Below are 20955 nucleotides of genomic sequence, written 5' to 3'. Positions count from 1 at the left end.
GTGACCTGCCGCTGAGGGCGCGGCCACCACCACTGTAGACGCCCCTCAATGACCCCGTCCCTGTGCATTTCCTGAGGATGTGCTCAAAGGAGTTTGTCACTGTTTCGAGGCTATTTGTTACTGGCAACCTCGATCAATGTCACACCGAAGCGCTATTCTGAGCTCTATTCGTCGAACATGTGTTCGACGAGGAAGGAGGTGTCATGAGAGCCGCGGTCCTGCGTGCGCCGGCAGGCGCCCAGGCCCGTCTCGACCGGGCCCGTCTTGCCTTGAAGCTGGCCGAGGAGCGCACCGGGCTGCGTGACTCGGCAGCCCTGGAGGTGCAACGCGCCGTCTCCTCCTTGTCAGCCGCTACGTCAGCCGGTTCGTCGTCGACCGCCTCCCTCATGGCGCTCACGGTCTCACAGGACTCGGGCGTGCTCAGTCTGCAGGGATCCACTACCCTCCTGCTGGCCGCCCTCGCCCTGCGGCAGGGCGGTGCCGGCTGGTGCGGCGTCATCGGGGGAGAGGATCTGGGCTGGTGCGCAGCCACCGAGGTGGGCCTCGACCTCAAGCGGGTCCTGAGCGTTCCAGCGTCAGTCCTCGACGACGTCTCCGTTCCGACCGTCGCCTCCACCGCCTCCACCCTGCTCGACGGCGTTGACGCCCTTCTCATCGACACCCCTAGCGCCGAGCGCCTGCGGCCTCAACACCGCAGGCGCCTGCTGGCCCGGGCGCGCGAGCGTGGCCGCCTCATCCTGACCCCCGCCCCCTGGGAAGGAGCCCGCACCCTCCGGGCCGGGCCCCTGACCCCCGACACTGGAGCCGAGGGCACAGACCCGGTGCAGCCCCCGACGGGCTACGACGGCGTCGTCGTCCCCATCGGGCAAAGGGGCTCAAGTGTCGCCGTGCAGGCCGTGGAGATGCCGGCCGGATACCTGCGAGGCCTCGCCTGGACGCTGACCGACCCTCAGCGCCCGAGGCTCACCGACGCCGGGGGCCTCGCGCTCTCCCTGTCCGCCGAGGGTCTGCGGACCTGCTCCCACGACGCAACCGAGCCGTCCCCCGGACCCCAGGAGGCGGTCGGATGAGCCTGCCGCAACCGACCTCGCCGCCGGGTCCGCCCGCCTCCCGGCTCGTGGCCATCTGGGTCCCCGACTGGCCCGTCGTCGCCCTCACCCTGGAGACACGCCAACAGCGCCGCCACCCCTGCACACGCCGGAGCGACCTTCACCTGCCCGACCCGGCCACAGCCCCTGTCGCCGTCGTCGGCGCCCGCGGAGTCCTCGCCGCCTCCGCCCCCGCCCGCAGCGCCGGTATCACCACCGGAATGCGACTGCGCGCCGCCCGATCCATCTGCCCCGGGCTCACCGCCCTGCCTCCCCAGGAGGAGCGCGAGGCCCGAGCCTTCGAAACCGTCATGGAGGCCCTGACCTCCCTCCTGGCGGACCCCGTCGTGGCCCGCCCCGGACTGGCCCTGTCCGCAGCCGGAGGACCCGCCAGGTGGGCCGGTGGAGAAGAGCCCCTCGCCGCAGCCCTCGTCGAGGCTATCGCCCAGGAGGCCGACGTCGAGTGCCAGGTCGGCATCGCCGACTCCCTGTCTGGAGCCGTCCTGGCCGCCCGTCAGGGAATCATCGTCGAACCAGGGCGGACCCCCGACTTCCTCTCCCCCTGGCCCCTAGGCGCGCTTCTGGCCTGCCTGCCCCTCAGACGCCTACGAAACGACGCCCGCCCCCTGCTGGAGACCCTCACCCGACTCGGCCTGCGCACCCTGGCGGACCTGGCGTCCCTGCCTCGCAAAGATGTCACCGCCCGCTTCGGCCCCCTGGGAGAGAGACTTCACCGCCTGGCGGCCGGCACCTGCCACGAGGCCCCCGCTACGGCCCGGCCCGCCCAGGACATCACCGTCGCCTCCGTCCTCGACCCGCCCGTGGAGCGCGCAGACACCGCCGCCTTCGCCGCCCGACACCTCGCCGAGGCACTGGCGGCCCGCGTCCTGAACGAAGGGCTCGTCGTCGGACGCCTCAGCGTCGAGGCCCACTGCGCCGACGGCGCCGAGCTGACCCGCACCTGGATGCTGGGGACCATCCCTACCGTCGCGGAGCTCGCCGACCGCGTGCGCTGGCAGCTCGAGGGGTGGCTCTCCGGGCGTCCGCCCTCCTCCGGACTGACTCGCCTGAACCTCACGGCCCTCGAGCTGAGCCCGGCCACAGCCGTACAGGCAGGGCTGTGGGCGGCGCCTGGTCAGCAGGCCGAAGGGCTCGCCCGTCGCGCCGCCGAACGCGTGGAGTCCCTCATCGGGGTCGGCGCCGTCCAGGTTCCCAGGATCGTTTCCGGGCGCGACCCGCGCTCGCGGGTGCGAATGGTTCCCTGGGGGGAGGAGGGATGCGTGGGTGAGCCCGCCGATGACGGCTCGGCGTCCTGGAGCGGAGCCCTGCCCGAGCCCTCGCCCTCCATCGTTCTGCCTCGGCCGGTTCCCGTGCGACTCACCGATGCTCGGGGGCGTGAGCTCGGTGTGGACGTCCACGGTCAGCTCGACGGCGTCCCCGGCTTCCTGAGTCTCGGTGACGGCGTGAGCGGCCTTGTTGAGGGTGTTGTCAATGATGCGCACCGGATGGAGGCCGTGCTCCTGTGGGCCGGGCCCTGGCCGGTCGACGAGGGCTGGTGGACCCCACAGGGGGCCTCGCGCCGCGCCTACCTCCAGGTGGTCACCGACGTCGGGCCGCCCCGTCTGCTGGTGCGCTCAGGTCGGTGGTGGCTCGACGCCGTGTACTCCTGACGGTGTATCTGCTGATGCAAGCGCGGGAGCCCGGTCCGGGCGCCGTCGCCCCTGAAGCCAGAGAAGTGCCAGAGCTACCAGGCACAGCCAGGCCAGGCCCAGGGACCAGCCGGCCAGGACGTCGGTCATCCAGTGGTAGCCCAGGTAGACGCGTGAGGCCCCCACCAGGAGGGTTGTTCCTGCCGCCGCCATGATCGCCAGGGTCCGGTACAGCACGGCTGAAGTGGACAGGAGGGCCATTCCTGCCAGCAGACCCGTGAAGACTGCCGTGTTGAAGGAGTGTCCCGAGGGGAAGGACGTCGTCAGGGCGGGGGAGCCCAGGAGGGTATCGGTCGAGGGGCGTGTGCGCCCGAAGATCTCCTTGAGCCCCACCGTCAGCAGGCTGGAGCCGACCATTGTCAGGGTCAGGACCAGGGCGTGCAGGTGGTGTTCCCGCATGAAGAGGAGGATGGTGCAGATCGCGGTCAGGATCGTCAGCCCCATGGTGGAGCCCAGCGCGGTGAACACCTGCATGACAATGGTCAGAGCCGGGTGGCGTCCGTCCGCGACCCAGGTGGTGACATCCTGGTCATGGGGCGCCAATCCCGTTTCGGTGCTTGTGGTCATAGCCAGCCAGGAGAAGATTGACAGCGTGATGACAGCGGTCACGGCCAGCGTGCCGGCGCGTCTGGTGCGCCAGGTGTCAGGCAGGTGATCGAGTGAGAGCATGAGGGCGAGGCTATCCGCGGGAGTCAGAGTAGGGCTATGAGAGGGCCATGGACTGACTGAGCGGCGTTACCCGCGTTGAAGGCCTCTGGCGAGTAGCATCCGGCCCGAGAGTCCACACCCAGGCCAGGAGGACCCGCGTGGCCAAGCTCTACTTCCGCTATGGCGCCATGAACTCCGGTAAGTCCACCGGGCTGCTTCAGACCGCCTACAACTACGAGGAGCGAGGCCAGCGCGTCCTGCTCATCAAGGCCGCGGTCGACACCAAGGGGGAGGACCTCGTGGTCTCCCGGCTCGGGGTGTCGCGTCGCGTTGATCTCCTGACCGATGCCGACGACGACCTGCGCGCCCTGGTTCACCAGCAGGCCCTGGCTGGGGCGCAAGCCGTCTCGGACGAGGACGGTGCTCGGCAGGAGGCGGCGTCCCTGCGAGAGGTTCTCGACTGCGTGCTCATCGACGAGGCTCAGTTCCTCACGCCCCTTCAGGTGGACCAGCTCATGGAGATCGTGCTGGTCGACGACGTTCCCGTTCTGGCCTACGGGATCCGCACCGATTTCCGCACTGTCAGCTTTCCCGGCTCTCGGAGGCTGTTGGAGATCGCCCACTCTCTGGAGGAGCTGAAAACCATCTGCCGCTGCGGGCGCAAGGCCATCTTCAACGCCCGCAAGGTGGGGGAGACCTTCGTCTTCGACGGCGATCAGGTGGCCATCGACTCCGGGGATGTCACCTACGAGTCATTGTGCGGAAAGTGCTACCTCGCTGCCGGTGGGAGGCTTCTCGGGCAGTGAGCCGAGGCTCCGAGATCTTCCTTGTAATCGAGGCATTACAAGCATTATCGTGAAACTGTGACTGTCTCCTACGCGCTCATCGCAGACATCATCCGCTCACGCGAGCTTCCCGATCGCAGGCGCGCTCAGCACGTCATCTACGAAACTCTGGACCGTGCCGCTGAAGACCTGGCGCTGACACAGCATCCGTACGCCACGGTCGGCGACGAGCTGCAAGCAGTCTCGGCTACCCTCACCGACGCTCTCGCTCTCACCTTGCGCACGCACCTCCTCCTGCCCGAAGGATTGGGCCTGCGCTTCGGTATCGGCGCCGGAGCGATCTCCGAGGTCGATGGTGGAGTGGTCGGAGGCTCTCATGGTGCGGTAGGGCGTCTGGTCCAGGACGGCTCGGCATGGTGGGCTGCGCGTGAGGCGATCGAGAGAGCGCATCATCTCCAGGATGAGGGGAGGTCGTTCGTTCGCACTTGGCTGCGCATCCATCCGGACGCAGCACGTGGCTCCCAGGGAGCGGATCGTGAGCGCGAGGGTTTCGTCAATTCGGTGCTGCTTCTGCGCGACCAGACAGTATTCCGCTTTCAACCGCGTCAGCGGCGCATGATGGCCGGGCTCCTCATGGGGGAGACTCAGGTGGGGGTCGCCCGTCAGGAGAAGGTGAGTCAGCAGGCCGTATCTGATTTCGCTCGCGGTGTCGGATCCTCCTTGCTGGAGGTTCAAAGAATTCTCGATGGGTTGAGCGGGAGGGGTGAGGGAGAATGACGGCCTTGCTCGTTCTTCTGCTTGCTGCCGCCTCCGCGGTTGACAGCTTCGATTGGGCGTCCCGGGCGCCCGTGAGGGCGAGGCTGCTGGTGGGAGTACCGGTTGTTTCTGTTCTTGGCGTCCTGGTGGGCTGGCCCATCCTTCATCTTGGTGCCGAGGGTGTTGTCGTCGTCGTCCTGGTGACCATCGCATGGTTGTGCTGCGGCCTTGTTCCGCGGACGTGGTGGGAAAAGTTGTCGAGGTCCCGCCAGTGGGAGCAGGTGGGGCGGTGCGGCTCCGAAAACGGTGAGGGTTGGGCGATGCGGCTCGCACGCCTTGCCCGCGCGGGCCTACTGCTCCTCGCTGTGGCACTCTGCGTCGTTGTGTGTCAGCCGCTTGGGTCTCGGGCCGCCAAGATGAGCGCAGCCGTCGGAATCGTCATCTTCCTGGCCGCTCCGGCCAATCGAATCGTCTCCGACATTCTTGCTGCTGCTCGCCAGTCCCCACAGGTGGATGAACGACCGAGCAGCTCGGAGGCGCCGATGCGTGGCGGTCACTGGATCGGCCCGCTTGAGCGCATTCTCATCCTCCTGCTCGCCTCTGTCGAGGCTCCCGCTGCTGTTGCCGCAATCGTTGCCGCCAAGGGCGTTATCCGATTCCCGGAGGTCAGTAAGGATGAGGCGGGGCAGAAAGCCGAGGAGTTCCTGATCGGCTCCTTCGCCTCCTGGGTCCTGGCCGTCCTGGGCGTCATCGTCATTCACGTCTCCTGAGCGGGAGGGCGGGGAATCGGGGTATCGGTGCTCGGGCTCCGCTCGGAGGTCTTCGAAAGAGAGGCTAGACAGTGCCCATATGGTGCACTATAGTGCATTATATGGAAGTGAGTGCTGAGTTGCTAGCCCACGAGATCGGTGTGCGGATCAAGCAAGAGCGCAGCAGTCGCCGCTGGACTCTCGACCATCTCGCAGAGGTCGCCGGGGTGAGCCGGCGAATGCTCGTGAAGGTTGAGCAGGGCGCGGTCAATCCGAGCATCGGCACGCTGCTGCGGCTCTCGGACGCACTCGGTATCGGGCTTCCAGCGCTCGTCGAGCCCCCGATGTCACGCGCGGCCAAGCTCGTGCGTCGCGGTGAAGGGACTCGTTTGTGGAGCGGCGACCACGGAGGATCCGGTGTCCTCGTCGCCGGCACGCAGCCGCCCGATGTCGTTGAGCTGTGGGACTGGACCCTCAATCCAGGAGAACGTCATGCGAGCGAGGCTCATGCTGCTGGTACTTGCGAATTGCTGCACGTCCAGACCGGATCGATCCTCGTCACAGTCGCCGATGATGTCTACGAGCTCCATGTCGGAGACGCTCTGACGTTCCACGGCGATGTCAACCACTCTTATGACAACCCGAACCAGGAATCCGTACGGTTCTCACTCACGGTCTTCGAGCCGGGGGTTGGAGCCGTGCCCAGAACGGAGACCTTGAATGATTGACCCCATGAGCCCGAACGAGTTCCTTGACGCCTGTGCCATCGAGCCTGCTGTACTCGAGCTGCGTCCCGACTATCGCGTGCAGTTACTTGTTGTTGATGGTCTTTCACCGAACCTGGGATCCGATGTCGCAGATGACCTCATCCGGGCCGCCCAGGACCATGCTCAAGTCCTGCTCGCCGAGTCGGCGGTCGATCAGCTGCCGCACATCGCAGCCTGGCGTGAAGCCTACCGGGCATTCGGGGCCAAGCCGCAGCGCACTCGCAACAGCCTCGAGGCCCTGACGCGCCGTGCAGGCAAGGGGCTGCCCCGGGTCAATGCACTCACCGACATCTACAACGCGCTCTCGGTGCTGCACCAGATCCCGCTTGGTGGCGAGGACTTCGCCCTGTACACAGGGCCTGCGCGCCTGACCCGCGCCACCGGCCGAGAACAGTTCGACACCACCGCGAACGGTGAGAGCGTCGTCGAGCACCCCGATCCCGGAGAGGTCGTGTGGTGCGACAATGCAGGAGTGACGTGCCGGAGGTGGAACTGGCGGCAAGCCCGCCGCACCGGCCTGAGTGACGCCACCCGGACGGCGTTCTTCATCCTCGATGCTCTCGCCCCGGTCACCGATACCGAGCTGAGTGCTGCTGCTGACGCCCTCGCTCAGGCGCTCAGTGCCCTCGGCTCCGACGTGAGCGTCTTCCAACGAGTGATTGGTGCGCCATGAGGCAATCGCACCAGGAAGGCGGTCCTACCCCGATCCATCTTGTTGGGCTGAGTGCCTTTCCTCTCACGCCGCTTCGCGACGACGTCGTCGATGAGTGCGCCTTCATAGGCCTCGTCGAGAGGCTGACTGCGGCCGGAGTCGACTCCATCACCGCCCTCGGTTCGACCGGGTCCTATGCCTACCTCACACCGGCCGAGCGCGCCCGGGTGGCCCGCCTCGCCGTTGAGTACGCCGGATCAACCCCGGTGTTCATCGGAGTCGGTGATCTGCGCACCTCGCACGTCCTGGCCCATGTCGACAGCGCGGAGAAGGCGGGTGCGGCCGGCGTACTGCTGGCCCCGATGACTTACCAGCCCCTCACCGACGATGACGTGTTCAGACTGTTCCGCACTGTCATCGAGCACACCGACCTCCCGGTCATCGTCTACGACAATCCCGGCACCACGCACTTCACGTTCACCGCGGAGCTGTACACCCGTATCGCCGAGCTGCCCGGCATCGCATCGATCAAGATCCCCGGCGTCCCCGCCGACCCGACTGCAGCGCGTGAGCACGTCGCGACGATTCGGGCCGCGATTCCCGAGCACGTCACGATCGGCGTGTCCGGCGACGCGTGTGCGGCCACTGGCCTGAACGCCGGCTGCGACGCCTGGTACTCGGTGATTGGAGGAACCCTCCCGGCTCCTGCGCTATCGATCACTCGAGCCGCCCAGGCGGGTCGGGTCCGGGAGGCTGTCGCCGAATCACGGCGACTCGCGCCTCTGTGGGACCTGTTCGCCGAGCTCGGTGGGAGCCTGCGCGTGACTGCGGCGATCGCCGAGCACCTCGGTCTCGTTCCACGCGCTTGCCTACCGCTGCCGATCCAGGGCCTCACCGACTCTCAGCGCATGCGGGTCATCGACGTGGCGACCGAGCTCGGTCTTGCCTGAGCGTCGCGAGGATTCTGGCGTACCGAGTCGGACGACCTGGGCGTTGGCGCGATACGTGTTTGCGGCCACGCTCGTACGCTCGGCCGATGGGGGCGGTGGTTGCCGTCGTGCTGCTTGCTCAGGCCTCCGGAAAGCCCGGATGGGCGTCCGGCATGCTGGGAGCGGCAATCACCACACCACATTTGCTCGGTCCGTTCATCGCCCGCCGCCTCGACACTGCAGATGACGGCAGGAGGATTATCGCGGTCTCGGCCCTCGCTCACGGTCTGCTGCTCGGAACGGCCGGGCTGTTGCTGCCGGTGGCATGGACCGTCGTCCTGGCAGCGCTGCTGGTTCTCTTGGGAGTATTCGGGCCCATGCTCACTGGAGGGGTGAGCAATCGGCTGCCGTCGATCGCGGGGTCGTCGCGAATGAGCCAGCGACGCGCGCAGAGCTGGGATGTCACCAGTTATGGCGTCAGTGGCACGCTTGGACCCGCTGTTGTCGTGTGGATCTCGGTCGCTGCTGGTCCACTGGGGGCGACGTTGATCCTTGCCGCTTCGGCGATCGTCGGAGCCATGCTCGTGCTCCCAAGGCAGGTGACGGTTGCCGAGTCGGGCGCCGTGTCCTCGCCGGCACGCGTTCTGATGACGATCTGGCGATCCAGGCCGCTGCGCTGCACGTTGGGGCTTACGGTCGTTGCTGCTGCTGTCCTATCGGCCGCAAGTTCCCTCTGGAACGTCATAGAGCGCCGGCGGGCAGGGGGCTGGCTGGGGAGCAGTTTCGGGTTTCCGGTTTTCGTTGTTATCGCGGCGGCTTCTGGAGGCTGATTCGTCGTGCGGTTGGTGGGGGATGAGGCTATACTGTACGTATGTTCGAAAGAGGTGGGCTTCCTCGTAACCCGGGCGCCGGTGCGGCGAACGTGCCTGCCGGGGAACCGACGTTGGGGCTTGGGATCTTGGTGGAGGATGCGGCCGGTTTGCTGGCGTCCCTGGGTGCGGGCAGCGAGCTGGCCGGTGTGGTGGAGGGGCTGCTGGCCCGTCTGCTGGTGACCGCCCGGGACGCCGGCGACGGTGAAGGGAGTGCTGGCGCCGAGGACACCGTCGGCGGCGGTGCTGCTGACAGTGAAGACGCTGGTGCTTGTGGCGATGGAGGCGCTGACAAAGAGGGCTTGCTCGCTGGTGAGCTCGGTGGTGACGTGGCTCTGGTGGCCGCCGCTGAGGGGCGCAGAACCGTGGGCGTGGAGGAGGCCGGTGCCTCAGTGCTGATGGGCATGGGTGTCTCGGGCGTGGGGGAACTGGTGGCGGCTTGTCACCGCCTGGCGGCGTGGGCCACGTGGGGTGAGGCGTTGGCGGCGGCATGCCTGACCGGCTGCTCGGAGCTGTCAACCCATCCGGGGCAGTGGGGTCCGGGTGGTGAGGTCTCACCGGTAGTCGGGTTTGAGGAGCGCCGGTTCAACGCCACCTGCCTGCTCTCCGCGAGGCTGGGGGTCTCCCGTGCTCGGGCCGGGCAGATCATCGACCACGGTCAGGCTCTCATGGGCACTGGGTTCGGTCCCGTTGAGTCCATGGAGCGCTGCGGGGTGCTGGATGCCGCGAAGGCGTCCCTGGTGACCCGCCGCCTGGAAGGGGTCCCCACCCTGGTGGCGCTAGCGGTTCAGGAGAAGGTCCTGCCCCAGGCGCCCCGGCGCGGCGTGTCCCAGGTGGGACGGGACATCGAGCGGGCCCTGATGGAGATCGACCCCGACGGTCACGCCGAACGCACCCGAACCAGCATCGCCAAGCGTTGTGTGTCGCGCCCGAGGTCTGCGGGCGAGGGCGTCTGCCGGGTCGGGTTGCTGCTGCCCACCATGGACGCTCTCCTGCTGGACGCGACTCTGGACGCGATCGCCGCCAGTGCCCGGGCCGCCGGTGAGGAACGCACCTTGAGCCAGCTGAGAGCCGACGCGGTCACCGCGATGACCCTCTCCACGCTGCGCACTAGCCAGCAGGTCGCCTACCAGCCGTCCCAAACCGGTAGTGACTCGGGCGGCGCCGGTGGCTCGTCTTGCCTCGTAGGCTCTGTTAATCGTATTGACGAGCAGGCCAGGGAGCGCGGCGGGGGCGGTCTGGGATCTTTCAGCACTGCAGAGACGGATTCTCTCGCTTCTCAGGGTCGCTGGGCTTCCTCGGCTCTTTGGGAAGCAGCTGGTTCCTGGGATACCGCCAGCGCATACAGCAGTGGCTCCGACCCACGAGCCGGTGACCCCGCCGAACGCGCTGGTCTCGCCGACGGTGGTGGCACCGGTGCGGCGGGCTCAGCACCCGGCGTCTGCGAGGCGTCCGACCCGGGTCGTCTGCTGCCCGATGGGGTGCCCCTGGAAGGACTCCTGAGCACCCTCAGCGGCCTGGTGGGGTCCGCCGGCCCGTGGTGGACGCCGTCTGCAACCGGGCACCTGCCCCTGCCAACGGGTATCCACGTCGATGTCAATGTCACCGTCCCCATCACCAGCCTGACGGGCCCGGCCTGCCCGGCGGGTCTGGCCCCACCAACACAGGCTCCTACCGGTTGTGACCCCGGTGGCGGTGATCCTGGGGACGGTGAGTGCTCCGGTGATCCTTGCGGTCATGATTCCGGTGGAACCGGCCCAGGCCCCGCCGCCCCTGCGCAGGCCACCGAGGTCGCCGAGGTGACCGTGGGGGCGCGCAGCGTGGCGGTACCGGCCATAACTGCCTGGGCCCTGGCCACCGGCGGGACCTGGAGACGCCTGGTCACCGATCCTGCCAGCGGAGTCGTACTCGACATCGGCCGCACCAGGTACCGGCCCCCGGCCGGGCTGGCGGACCTGGTGCGCGCCCGCGACAAAACATGCGTCTTCCCCACCTGCCAGACCCCGGCCCCCCGCTGCGACATCGATCACCTCACCCCCTGGAGCGAGGGCGGCACCACGAGCCTGGACAACCTCGCGGTGCTTTGTCAGGCCCATCACCGGCTCAAACACACCCCCGGATGGGCCCTGACCAGAAACCGTGCCACCGGGGCCCTGTTCTGGCACACCCCCGACAAGACCGTCTACCAACGCCACATGGACGGCACCATCAACCGCCTACCTAGAAAGGTCGGACCCCACCAGCACCTTGTTCCCGGTGGCCTGGTCCCCCAGATCCTGAGCCAGCAGATCACCCCCGAGCTCATCGACCGGCTCAACACCGCCCTCGACAACGCTCACGACAGCTCCCTCAACGCTCGGCCCCTCGACCCCGCCACCACCACCAACGACGGCGGCAGCACCCGGCTGCTCATGACTCGTGGCCCCCGACCCGGGCAAAGGGCCGGAGACTTTGAGACCACCCCCTACCCCAACGCCACCCACATCCTCGGGCTAGCACCACTCATCGACGAGGCCCCACCCTTCTGAAGCACCAGGTCCCACCGACAGCTATGACCAGTCGACACCGCTACGCCGAGCTGCACGCCCACTCCGCCTACTCCTTCCTCGACGGAGCCAACGAACCCGATGACCTGGCTTCGGCTGCCGTCGAGCTCGGTCTGGAGGCCCTCGCCCTCACCGATCACGATGGCGTTCCCGGCATCGTCAAGCATGCTCAGGCGGGTCGTGCCCACGGCCTGCCCACTGTTCACGGCACCGAGCTCACCCTTGCTGACGGCTCCCACCTGCCTATCCTGGCCCGCAACCCCGTCGGCTACCACCGCCTGGTATCGGCCATCTCCCGGCACAACCTGGACGCCGGAGAACGCCGAGAACCCGCCCATGACCTGCCCGCTCTCGCCGCGGCCCTCCGCGCCGCCCCCAGCGGTCAAACCGGGGGAGCCTGCGGAACCTGCCTCGTCCTCACTGGTACCTCCAACGGCCCCCTGCGTCGTGCTCTGGGCGATCCCCATCGGCCCGGTACCTGGAACCTGGCGGCGGCGGACGCCTGCCTGGGCTACCTCGCCGAGCTCTTCGCCGCTCCCGACCGCGGTCGCCGCACCAGCACCACTACCGGTAACACACAGGTGGAGGGAGACGCCGCCATCGGCCTGGCCGTCGAGCTCACCCTGGACGGCGGCCCCACCGACGCCGCCCTCACCGAGACCCTGACCCGCCTTGCTCGCGCGCACCGGCTTCCTGTCGTGGCCACCGGTGCGGTGCGCTGTGCCCGCCCCACCGACGCCCGTCTCGCCGATGTCCTCACCGCTACCCGCCTGGTCACAGACCTGGAAGGAGCCCGCGGCCACCTGCCTGCCATCGGCCGCTGGCTACGAGGGGTCCAGGACATGGTCAGGCTCCACCGACGCAGTCCCGACGCCGTCGACCTGGCCGCAGATCTCGCCTCCGACCTCGCCTTCGACCTGGCCCTCATCGCCCCGGACCTGCCCGACGCCGACGTTCCCGCCGGATACACCCCCACCACCTGGCTGCGCGAGCTCACCCGCCAAGGCGCCGTCCGCCGCTACGGCACCCCACAGGAGCATCCCCGGGCCTGGGAGGTACTCAACCATGAGCTCGACGTCATAGAGTCCTTGGGCTTCCCCGGCTACTTCCTCATCGTGCACTCCATCGTCGAGTTCTGCGCACAGTCGGGGATCCTGTGCCAGGGAAGGGGGTCAGCTGCCAACTCAGCAGTCTGCTACGCCCTGGGAATCACCGCGGTCGACGCCGTCCGGCACCAGATGCTCTTCGAGCGCTTCCTGTCCCCAGGGCGAGCCGGCTACCCGGACATCGACCTCGACATCGAGGCCTGCCGCCGTGAGGAGGTCATCCAGCACGTCTACTCCCGCTACGGGCGCGACTGCGCCGCCCAGGTTGCCAACGTCATCTCCTACCGCCCCCGCTCCGCCGTCCGTGATGCTGCCCGGGCCCTCGGCCATCCCGCCGGAGTACAGGACACCTGGGCCAAGCAGATGGACCGATGGACCACGGTGCGTCCTGGAGGACTCACAGGACGGAGTGAGGAGGTTCCCGAGCCGGTCCTCGACGTCGCCGAGAAGCTGCTGCGCCTGCCCCGCCACCTGGGGGCCCACCCCGGAGGCATGGTCCTGTGCGGCCGTCCTGTCACCGAGGTGTGCCCGGTGCGCTGGGCCGCCATGGACAACCGCTCGGTCCTCCAATGGGACAAGGATGACTGTGCTGAGGCCGGCCTGGTCAAGTTCGATCTCCTGGGTCTTGGAGTACTCACCGCCCTGCGCCTGGCCTTCACGACCCTGGCCGAGCGGGGCCAGGCCGTCCCCGACGCCGTCGAGGAAGGAGAGCTTCGCGCCTCCCAGACCGGCCGGCCCTGGGGGCTGCACACCCTCCCCGAGGAGGACCCGGCCGTCTACCGGCTGCTCACTGCCGCGGACACGGTCGGGGTCTTCCAGGTCGAGTCGCGCGCCCAGATGGCCACCCTGCCACGACTGCGCCCCCAGACCTTCTACGACATCGTCGTCGAGGTCGCCCTCATCCGTCCCGGTCCCATTCAGGGCGACGCCGTCAACCCCTACATCCGTCGCAGGCTGGGACGCGAGGAGGTCACCTACCTGCACGACTCCCTCAAACCGGCCTTGGCCAAGACGCTGGGCGTGCCGCTCTTCCAGGAGCAGCTCATGCAGATCGCCGTCGACGCCGCAGGGTTCAGTCCCGCCGAGGCCGACACCCTGCGTCAGGCCATGGGGGCCAAGCGGTCCATCGAACGGATGGAGGCTCTCCACGACCGGCTCGTGACCGGTATGAGGGACCGAGGCGTTGACGAGCCCACCGCTGAGAAGATCTACAGCAAGTTGAGGTCGTTTGCCGAGTTCGGATTCCCCGAGTCTCACGCCTTCTCCTTCGCCTACCTGGTCTACGCCTCGGCCTGGCTCAAGGTGCGTAAGCCTGAGGACTTCTACGCAGGAGTCCTCGCCGCCCAGCCCATGGGCTTCTGGTCCCCGCAGTCCCTCGTGGCTGACGCCCGCCGTCACGGTGTTCGCGTTCTGCCCGCAGACGTCAACTACTCGCCGGCTCAAGCCACCGTAGAGCAGAGGGACGAGTACCTGAGTGCGGGACCGCCAGAAGAATCGCCAGACCAGTGGAGAGCACTGGCCCCCGATCCTGCCGCTCTGTCCCCGCTCGACGTCCACGACGACCTTGCGGTGCGTCTGGGCCTGGCCTCGATCAAGGGGCTGGGGGCGAGGGCCGCACAGGCCGTCGTCACTGAGAGATGCACCCACGGCCCTTACCGGGACCTGGCCGACCTCGCCCGGCGGGTGAGTCTGAGCCGCTCCCGTCTTGAGGCATTGGCTGCCTCAGGCGCCCTCGGCAGTCTGGGGGTGGAGCGTCGTCGGGCCCTATGGGCCGCAGGTGTCCTGGCCGATGAGCACGGCCGATGCCTCGGCTCCTCCCACCAGGAGCGAGGCGCGTGGCTCCAACCCACGCTTCCGGGCACCACCGTCGGCGCCGTCGCCCCGCCCCTGCCGATCATGACCGCCCGCGAGCAACAGGCCGCCGACCTGAGTCTGACCGGGGTGTCCACGCACGGTTCGCCCCTGAGCCCGCTACGCCCCGGACTGGCCGCCGGCGGCGTGCTGAGGGCAGCCGAACTATCCCATCAGGAGCACGGGAGCCGGGTCCGGGTCGCGGGCGTCGTCACCCACCGACAACGGCCCCATACTGCCTCCGGCATGATCTTCCTCAACCTGGAGGACGAGACCGGCCTGCTCAACGTCGTCTGTCGAGCCGGCATGTGGCGCCGCTACCGTAGCATCGGCAGACGTGCCAGCGCCCTCATCGTGCGCGGAACGGTGGAGAAGGGGGACGGGGTCGTCGCCCTCATGGCTGAGCATCTCCAGGCCCTTCCCGGTGTTCCCGTCACCGGCAGCCGGGACTGGTGCTGAGCCCGGAGGCCCTTACTCCTTGGGGTCCTTGGGGGAGGAGTATGCGGGCAGCTCGCCGGTGACCGGGGCGTCCTTGGTGTGCAGCTCGGAGTAGACGGACCAGGCCACGCTGATCAGCGGCACCGCGACGACCGCGCCGAGCAGTCCGGAGGCGTAGGTCCCCACGGCGACGCCGATGATCACCACAACCGGGTGCAGAGAGACCTGCCGTCCCATGATGAGGGGCTGGAGAATATGCCCCTCGATCTGACCGATGCCGGCAACCCCCACACCGACGACGATCATGGTGACCAAACCGCCGGAGGCCAGGGCCACCACCATGGCCACGAGCATGGCCACAGGAGCGCCGATGATCGGGATGAAGGCGCCGATGAACACAAGCACCGCCAGCGGCGCGGCCAGAGGGATCCCCACCAGCTGCAGGAAGATCCCGGCCATGATGGCGTCGGTCAGTGCCACCAGCACGGTGCCGCGCGCATATCCGGCGAAGGTGTACCAGCCCGCGCCCGCCGCCCGGTGGGTCGGCTCGCGTATCGTGGCGGGCAGCTCATTGAGGAACCAGCGCCACATCCTCCCACCGGAGGCGAGGAGGAAGATCGTGACGAACAGTGCCAGCGCCAGGACCGTGAGGACATCGACGACGGCGCCCGCGTTGGAGACCAACTCTGAGGCCAGGGAAGGGGCATTGGACTGCAGGTAGTGCCGTCCCTGACGTAGCCAGATCTGGAGCTGGTGATAGATCTGCTGCTGCGTCAGGTGCAACGGTCCGCGCTCCAGGAAGTCCATGATCGTGTCGATGCCGTCACTGAACTGGGAGGCCAAGGAGTTCCACTGACTGGTCACGGAGGTGACCACGTAGGTGACCAGTGCCGCGATCGCGCCAATGGTGGTGAGCAGCGCCAGGAAGGTCGCCGGATAGCGGGGCATGATCCTGGCGAAGAGGTTCACCAGCGGCTGGAGGATCGAGGTGAAGACCAGTGCCATGAATAGGCCGATGAATACCGGGATCACCTGCGAGGTGGCGTAGAAGACAAGGCCGATCACGATGATGACCCCCAACCCCAACCACGCCCCTATGCCGCCGCGCACCAACCAGGAGGGCAGAGAGTCCAGGACCGACGAACGGGTTGTCACCGTCTCGGGGAACGAGACCGACGGCGTCACCCGGACATGGGTGGTGGACACAGGTGGGGTGACTGGCTCCGTGGTGGGCTCACCGTCCGTAGCGGACTCCCAGTGCAGTTGGTAGTCACGATCCGCCTGCCTGCGTCTCTCCGCCCAATCGATCCCCCGGTCCAGCGCCGTGCGAGCGTACTTGAGCCGTTTCAGGAGACCGCTGCTGCTCAGAAGCTCTCGAGACGGCTTCGCACTGGGATCGGCTGGCCCGGCCGGCTCAGTGGAGCCGGCTGTCTTGGAGGGCTCGGGAGCCTCGGCAGGTGTGTCTTCTGACGCAGAACTGGTTGTTGTCATGGGGTGAACGTTCAGGCCTTCGCTGGTCATCGGGCTGACGAAACACGACCAGCCTACTAGCGTGGCCCCATGACCGCCCCGAATGACAGCACCCCGAATCACTCCGTTGCGACGACGAGCCCGGTGCGCCTACCGCGCACCGCTGCATTCGGACCGGGATCGGGAGGGCAGCCGCGGCTCCTCATCGACGCCCCGGCCGGGGCCGCTGAGATCTACCTCCATGGCGCCACCGTGACGTCATGGATCCCGCGTGGTGGCTCGGAGGTCATCTTCACCTCGAGGCAGGCGGTCTTCGACGGCGCCACCGCTATCCGTGGAGGCATTCCCCTGTGCCTGCCCGAGTTCGGTGTCGGTATCAACGGGAATGCCGTGCCGAAGCACGGCTGGGCGCGCATCGCACCCTGGCGGCTGCGGACGGTCACCAGTACCGACGACGGTGGTGTCCGGGCCCTTCTGAGTGTCAGCCGCGATCGTCTGACTGCGCTCTACGAGGTTGAGGTCGGCCAGACCCTGCGCCTGGGGCTGAGCCTGCGCAATGACGGGACCGAGCCTCGCACGGTGGAGGCCGCCGCTCACACCTACCTGTCGGTCCACGATGTCACCGCCAGTGTCATCAGCGGTCTGGACGCAGCCGCCTATAGTGACAACCTGGCCCGCAATCCGCAGGAAAGCCGGCGTGTTCAGGAGGGTGACGTCAAGATCTCCGGTCCCGTGGACCGCATCTACGACTCCGCCGCGCCGATTGCGGTGATCGATCCCGGGCGCCGGCGCACCATCCGCATCGACAAGCGCAATGCTCCTTCCACCATCGTGTGGAACCCCTGGTCCACCTACAGTACCCCGCTGCCGGACATGGCCGACGACGAGTTCCCCACCATGGTCTGCGTCGAGAGTGGAGCGGTACGTGAGCACGCACCCACCATCGCACCCGGGACGAGTTGGTCCATGCAGGTGACTCTCAGCGCCGAGAACAACGAGATGTGACGGGAAGCACTTGAAGGTGGTTTGGTGGGCCCGGCCGCCGTCGTGCTAAGTTTCTCTGCGTCGCCAGGGCGAGTCTCTGGCGGAGTTGCTGACAAGAGGCAGAGATAATACGAGTCCGAGTGGCGGAATAGGTAGACGCGCTAGCTTGAGGTGCTAGTGCCTTATTAAACGGGCGTGGGGGTTCAAGTCCCCCCTCGGACACCACCAATCGCATGGTCCCCGGAACCCTGAGGTTCCGGGGACCATACCATTCCCGCGAGAGGACTGGCTCAGTTCCACTCGGGACGGTAGAGATCTGGGCGGGATTCTGAGGCGAGGAGAATCAGCAGCCAGATCGGTCCGGCGAATGGAATAAGAGCGATGAAGATCCAGGTTCCCGGCTTTCCGATGTCGTGCAGGCGTCGGACCTGGGATGAGAGTGCCGGAAGAAGGACCGCGAGGCCGTAGATCGCCATGATGCCGGAAAAGATGTAGTAACTGGCGGGAAGTACAGGTGGTTCCACGATGCCGCCGTGCAAGGATCTGTCGAAGCCGATAAGCATGGTATGCATGGCGTTCAGCAGTGGAATGATGGTGAAGATGCTCAAGATGAGGCCGATGAGAAAGTTCACCAACCACGGCCACCAGAACTCCGAGCGGGAGGCATAACCGCGGAACTGGGCGTAGCGCTGGAAGAAGCGCTTGATGGCCTCGCCGAAGCTCGCCCCCGGCAAGGGGGCGATGTCGGGGGACAGGGTCGGGACCCCGAACTGGCCGGGGCCGCCGCCGTAAGGCGCCTGATTCGGGGGGGTGCGGGTTGGGGGTGCCGTAAGGCGGCTGGTTGCCATAAGGGGCGGGGCCGCTTCCGTAGGACATATCATCCTCCAAGTGAGACGGGCGGGGCATATGAGCCTCACTGGCCGAGCGCGCCCGGAGGGGCGCTCCTTCCAGAGGCGGATCGGCATGTGGGCTACACCTAAGCGTAAGGACATTCTGCGTCACCTGGCTCCGTCCTCTTCAGTGTCCCTATGGGGAGTAGTGCCTATGGAGGAGTCGACCGCAGGGGCCGTCCCAGTAGAGTGAATCGCTATGCGTCCCGATATCCCGCTGAGCAACCGTCTTCACCTACGGCGCGATCCTGAGCTGATTCGGGCCCGGGTCGCGGTCTATCTGGTGTTTCTGGCCAACGGTCTGGGATTCGCCAATCTGGTTCCCCGCTTTCCGCAGATCGTGGCGCGGCTGGATCTGAGCAAGGCTGCCTTCGGCCAGGCTGTGGCCGCTGTCAGTGTCGGAGCCCTGGTGGCGGGGCTGGCGGCGTCCTGGCTCATCTCCCGCCTGACCTCGGCGAGGGTCGCTAGTCTGGGTGTACTGGTGATCGCGTTGGGGCTCTTGGGCGCCGGCATGGCGCGATCCTGGATCGCCCTGGCCGCCTGCTTGCTGGTCGTGGGTGGGACCGACGCCATCGTCGACGTCGCGCAGAATGCGCATGGTCTGCGGGTCCAGCGTCGCTGGGGCGCCTCGATCGTGACGAGTTTTCACGCCGCCTGGTCACTGGGCACGGTTCTGGGGGCGACCATGGGGCAGGCCATGGCCGGGGCCGGCGTGGCTGTGGGAACCCATATGGCGTTGATAGCGGTGATGCTGCTGATCATCTCGGTGGGGCCCCTGCTTGCGGGCTGGTTCCTGTCCGGTCGCGACTCAGGTGGGCGAGCCTCCGATCAGGCAGGGGTCTCCGAAGTCTGTGCCCCCTCCTGCGGGACGTCGCCCACGACCTCGCCGCGTCGCCCGCTTCCGGTGACGTTCCTCGTTCTCGGCATCGTCGGGCTGTTGTGCGCCTCTGCCATGTTCCCCGAGGACGTGGCCATGAACTGGTCGTCTCTGCTCCTGTCCGAACAGGGCGCCGCCGTCGGGCATGTGGGTCTGGGACTGGTGGCGCTCCAGGGGACGATGATCGTGGGACGCCTGGTAGGGGACCGGATCATCGACGCCGTCGGCCAACGCGCTGTCATCGCCTGGGGAGGAGCCCTGGTGACGCTCGGGATGGGGGTCGCGCTACTGCTTTCGTCCGTCCCCGGAACACTGATCGGGATGGCGGTCTCCGGAGTCGGCTGCGCCGTCGCCGTACCCGTGATCTACTCCGCGGCCGATGACGTCGAAGGACTTCCCCCTGGGCTGGGGCTGACGATCGTGTCCTGGCTCGCCCGTCTTGCGGGTCTCCTGGCGCCGCCGGTCGTCGGTTGGCTCGCCGATGACCACGGACTGTGGGTCGCCTTGGCCTATGGCATGCTGGGAGGTCTCGTCATGGTCGCCGGCTGGCCGATCCTGCGCCGCCGGTCCGTGAAGGCGAAGGCCGCCTGAGGCTCACACGCCCTTCGACCGGTCCCCTTGTCCATCCCGATCAATCCAGGCAGAGCTAGTATTTCTTCCCATGGATCCCTTTGAGATGACTGTGGCCGCCGATGCTGATCTGCCTGCTCTCGTCCTGTCGACCCCGACCGGGGAGGACATCGACCGCATCGCGGAGATCTGTCGGGAGAGCGACATCCAGGAGTGGACCTTCATCCCTCGCGGCTACCAGCGCAGTGACGCGCAGTCCTTCGTCGAGCAGATCGTCGCCGACGGTTGGAATGAGGGGCGCGAGCTCACGTGGGCGGTTCGCGAGGCCGGTGACAACGGAGCCTCCTCGACCCTCGTGGGAATGCTCGGCATCACCCTGAGTGGCCCTGAGGAGGCTCGGACGGGAGAGATCGGCTACTGGCTCACCGCTGCTGCGCGAGGGCGCGGCACCATGACCCGCGCCGTCGCCGCCCTCATCGATACGGCCTTCGACCCGGACGGCCCCCTGGGCCTGTCCGCGCTGCGGTGGCGTTGCGATATCCACGACTCGAGCCGCGGCCTGGTGCCCAACTGGGCCTCCTGGAAGGTCGCATGGTCCCTCGGCTTCCAGCGAGAGGGGCAGGTGCGCCGTCTTCTGCTCAATGACGGCCGGCTCCGCGATGGCTGGATCGCCTCCCTGCTTCCCGATGATCCGCGCGAGCCGCAAGCGCCCTGGGACGGTCCCGTCAGCGCGGAGGCGGCTTCACTGCCGCTAGTGGTGCATGACGGTGTCGGAGAGCGCGAGGGCGATGACCCCGAGGCCCTTGTGCGGCGCTTCCACAACGTCTACGGACTACCCATCCAGACCGACGGCGCCTGCCTTGAGCGCGAGAGTCTGAGCATGCGCATGAGTCTCATCGCCGAGGAGTTCGCCGAGCTCGTCGGCGCCGTCTACGGGCAAGCGGCCCGCACCGAGGTCGAGTCGAGCTACCGCCGCGCCGTGGCCGCCGATGATGGCGCTCGTGACACCGTCGAGGCGGCCGACGCCCTGGCGGACCTCGTCTACGTCATCTACGGCATGGCCCTGGAGACCGGGATCGACTTGGCGGCCGTGCTCGCCGAGGTGCAGCGCTCCAACATGTCCAAGCTGGGTGCCGACGGAAGGCCGATCTACCGCGAGGACGGCAAGGTGCTCAAGGGACCGGGCTACTTCGCACCGGACGTGGCGGAGGTGCTCCGCCACCGACGTCTGTGCTGAGGGGAGCGCCGCCGTCAGCATAACTTGACTGTAT

At 67.5% G+C, this 20955-nt stretch carries 17 protein-coding genes and 1 tRNA gene; 15 read left to right on the top strand and 3 right to left on the bottom strand.

Annotated elements, in window-relative coordinates:
* Positions 1 to 203 precede the first annotated feature (203 nt).
* Positions 204 to 1070 carry a hypothetical protein gene (locus tag RWR81_RS04820; RefSeq protein ID WP_314455222.1) on the top strand — a complete coding sequence of 289 codons (867 nt, stop codon included), beginning with the start codon at positions 204 to 206 and terminating at the stop codon, positions 1068 to 1070.
* Complete coding sequence (locus RWR81_RS04815) at positions 1067 to 2758, top strand: DNA polymerase Y family protein (RefSeq protein ID WP_314455219.1); 1692 nt, start codon at positions 1067 to 1069, stop codon at positions 2756 to 2758. The genes RWR81_RS04820 and RWR81_RS04815 overlap by 4 nt, the downstream gene beginning before the upstream one ends.
* Here the strand turns inward: RWR81_RS04815 and RWR81_RS04810 are convergent.
* On the bottom strand, positions 2723 to 3466 hold the full coding sequence (locus RWR81_RS04810) for a phosphatase PAP2 family protein (protein ID WP_314455217.1): 744 nt from the start codon (positions 3464 to 3466) through the stop codon (positions 2723 to 2725). The two genes, RWR81_RS04815 and RWR81_RS04810, sit on opposite strands and share 36 nt — an antisense overlap.
* 137 nt (positions 3467 to 3603) lie before the next feature.
* Here RWR81_RS04810 and RWR81_RS04805 point away from each other — a divergent pair, with 137 nt between their 5' ends.
* The 9 genes from RWR81_RS04805 to RWR81_RS04765 all read left to right on the top strand — a co-directional run bounded on the left by RWR81_RS04805 (position 3604) and on the right by RWR81_RS04765 (position 14914).
* Positions 3604 to 4251: a thymidine kinase gene (locus RWR81_RS04805; protein ID WP_314455214.1), complete on the top strand. Its 648-nt coding sequence runs from the start codon at positions 3604 to 3606 to the stop codon at positions 4249 to 4251.
* 57 nt (positions 4252 to 4308) lie between these two features.
* Positions 4309 to 5007, top strand: a complete 699-nt coding sequence (locus RWR81_RS04800; protein WP_314455211.1) for a SatD family protein — start codon at positions 4309 to 4311, stop codon at positions 5005 to 5007.
* Entirely contained in the window at positions 5004 to 5756 is a 753-nt protein-coding gene (locus tag RWR81_RS04795) for a hypothetical protein (RefSeq protein WP_314455208.1), read from the top strand. Before RWR81_RS04800 ends, RWR81_RS04795 begins: the two co-directional genes overlap by 4 nt.
* Positions 5757 to 5857: 101 nt before the next feature.
* Positions 5858 to 6463 carry an XRE family transcriptional regulator gene (locus RWR81_RS04790; RefSeq protein WP_314455206.1) on the top strand — a complete coding sequence of 202 codons (606 nt, stop codon included), beginning with the start codon at positions 5858 to 5860 and terminating at the stop codon, positions 6461 to 6463.
* Between the two features lie 4 nt (positions 6464 to 6467).
* Entirely contained in the window at positions 6468 to 7175 is a 708-nt protein-coding gene (locus tag RWR81_RS04785) for a phenylalanine--tRNA ligase beta subunit-related protein (protein ID WP_314455204.1), read from the top strand.
* The gene (locus tag RWR81_RS04780; RefSeq protein WP_314455202.1) at positions 7172 to 8104 is read left to right on the top strand and encodes a dihydrodipicolinate synthase family protein; all 933 of its coding nucleotides are present in this window, start codon (positions 7172 to 7174) and stop codon (positions 8102 to 8104) included. The genes RWR81_RS04785 and RWR81_RS04780 overlap by 4 nt, the downstream gene beginning before the upstream one ends.
* 86 nt (positions 8105 to 8190) lie before the next feature.
* On the top strand, positions 8191 to 8913 hold the full coding sequence (locus RWR81_RS04775) for a hypothetical protein (RefSeq protein WP_314455199.1): 723 nt from the start codon (positions 8191 to 8193) through the stop codon (positions 8911 to 8913).
* Between the two features lie 41 nt (positions 8914 to 8954).
* Entirely contained in the window at positions 8955 to 11480 is a 2526-nt protein-coding gene (locus RWR81_RS04770; protein ID WP_314455197.1) for a DUF222 domain-containing protein, read from the top strand.
* A gap of 23 nt (positions 11481 to 11503) precedes the next feature.
* Complete coding sequence (locus RWR81_RS04765) at positions 11504 to 14914, top strand: error-prone DNA polymerase (protein ID WP_314455195.1); 3411 nt, start codon at positions 11504 to 11506, stop codon at positions 14912 to 14914.
* Between the two features lie 12 nt (positions 14915 to 14926).
* Here RWR81_RS04765 and RWR81_RS04760 read toward each other — a convergent pair whose 3' ends face one another.
* Positions 14927 to 16384 carry an AI-2E family transporter gene (locus RWR81_RS04760; protein ID WP_314455192.1) on the bottom strand — a complete coding sequence of 486 codons (1458 nt, stop codon included), beginning with the start codon at positions 16382 to 16384 and terminating at the stop codon, positions 14927 to 14929.
* A gap of 69 nt (positions 16385 to 16453) precedes the next feature.
* Here RWR81_RS04760 and RWR81_RS04755 point away from each other — a divergent pair, with 69 nt between their 5' ends.
* The gene (locus RWR81_RS04755) at positions 16454 to 17368 is read left to right on the top strand and encodes a D-hexose-6-phosphate mutarotase (protein WP_314455188.1); all 915 of its coding nucleotides are present in this window, start codon (positions 16454 to 16456) and stop codon (positions 17366 to 17368) included.
* A 113-nt stretch (positions 17369 to 17481) separates the two neighbouring features.
* A tRNA-Leu gene (locus RWR81_RS04750) sits at positions 17482 to 17572 on the top strand.
* Positions 17573 to 17637: 65 nt separating this feature from the next.
* Here RWR81_RS04750 and RWR81_RS04745 read toward each other — a convergent pair.
* A complete protein-coding gene (locus RWR81_RS04745; RefSeq protein WP_314455185.1) occupies positions 17638 to 18195 on the bottom strand; it encodes a DUF805 domain-containing protein in 558 nt (185 codons plus the stop codon).
* Positions 18196 to 18436: 241 nt separating this feature from the next.
* Between RWR81_RS04745 and RWR81_RS04740 the strand changes: the two genes are divergently transcribed.
* Both RWR81_RS04740 and RWR81_RS04735 read left to right on the top strand, forming a co-directional pair.
* Positions 18437 to 19705 (top strand): MFS transporter, encoded by a 1269-nt coding sequence (locus RWR81_RS04740; protein ID WP_314455182.1) that lies wholly within the window; start codon positions 18437 to 18439, stop codon positions 19703 to 19705.
* A 70-nt stretch (positions 19706 to 19775) separates the two neighbouring features.
* Positions 19776 to 20921 carry a bifunctional GNAT family N-acetyltransferase/nucleoside triphosphate pyrophosphohydrolase family protein gene (locus RWR81_RS04735; protein ID WP_314455179.1) on the top strand — a complete coding sequence of 382 codons (1146 nt, stop codon included), beginning with the start codon at positions 19776 to 19778 and terminating at the stop codon, positions 20919 to 20921.
* Positions 20922 to 20955: the final 34 nt, after the last annotated feature.

It is taken from the genome of uncultured Actinomyces sp., from assembly GCF_963526355.1.
Taxonomy (GTDB): domain Bacteria; phylum Actinomycetota; class Actinomycetes; order Actinomycetales; family Actinomycetaceae; genus Actinomyces.
The sequence above is the reverse complement of the archived record's forward strand: the minus strand, read 5'-3'. Positions and strand labels throughout refer to the sequence as shown.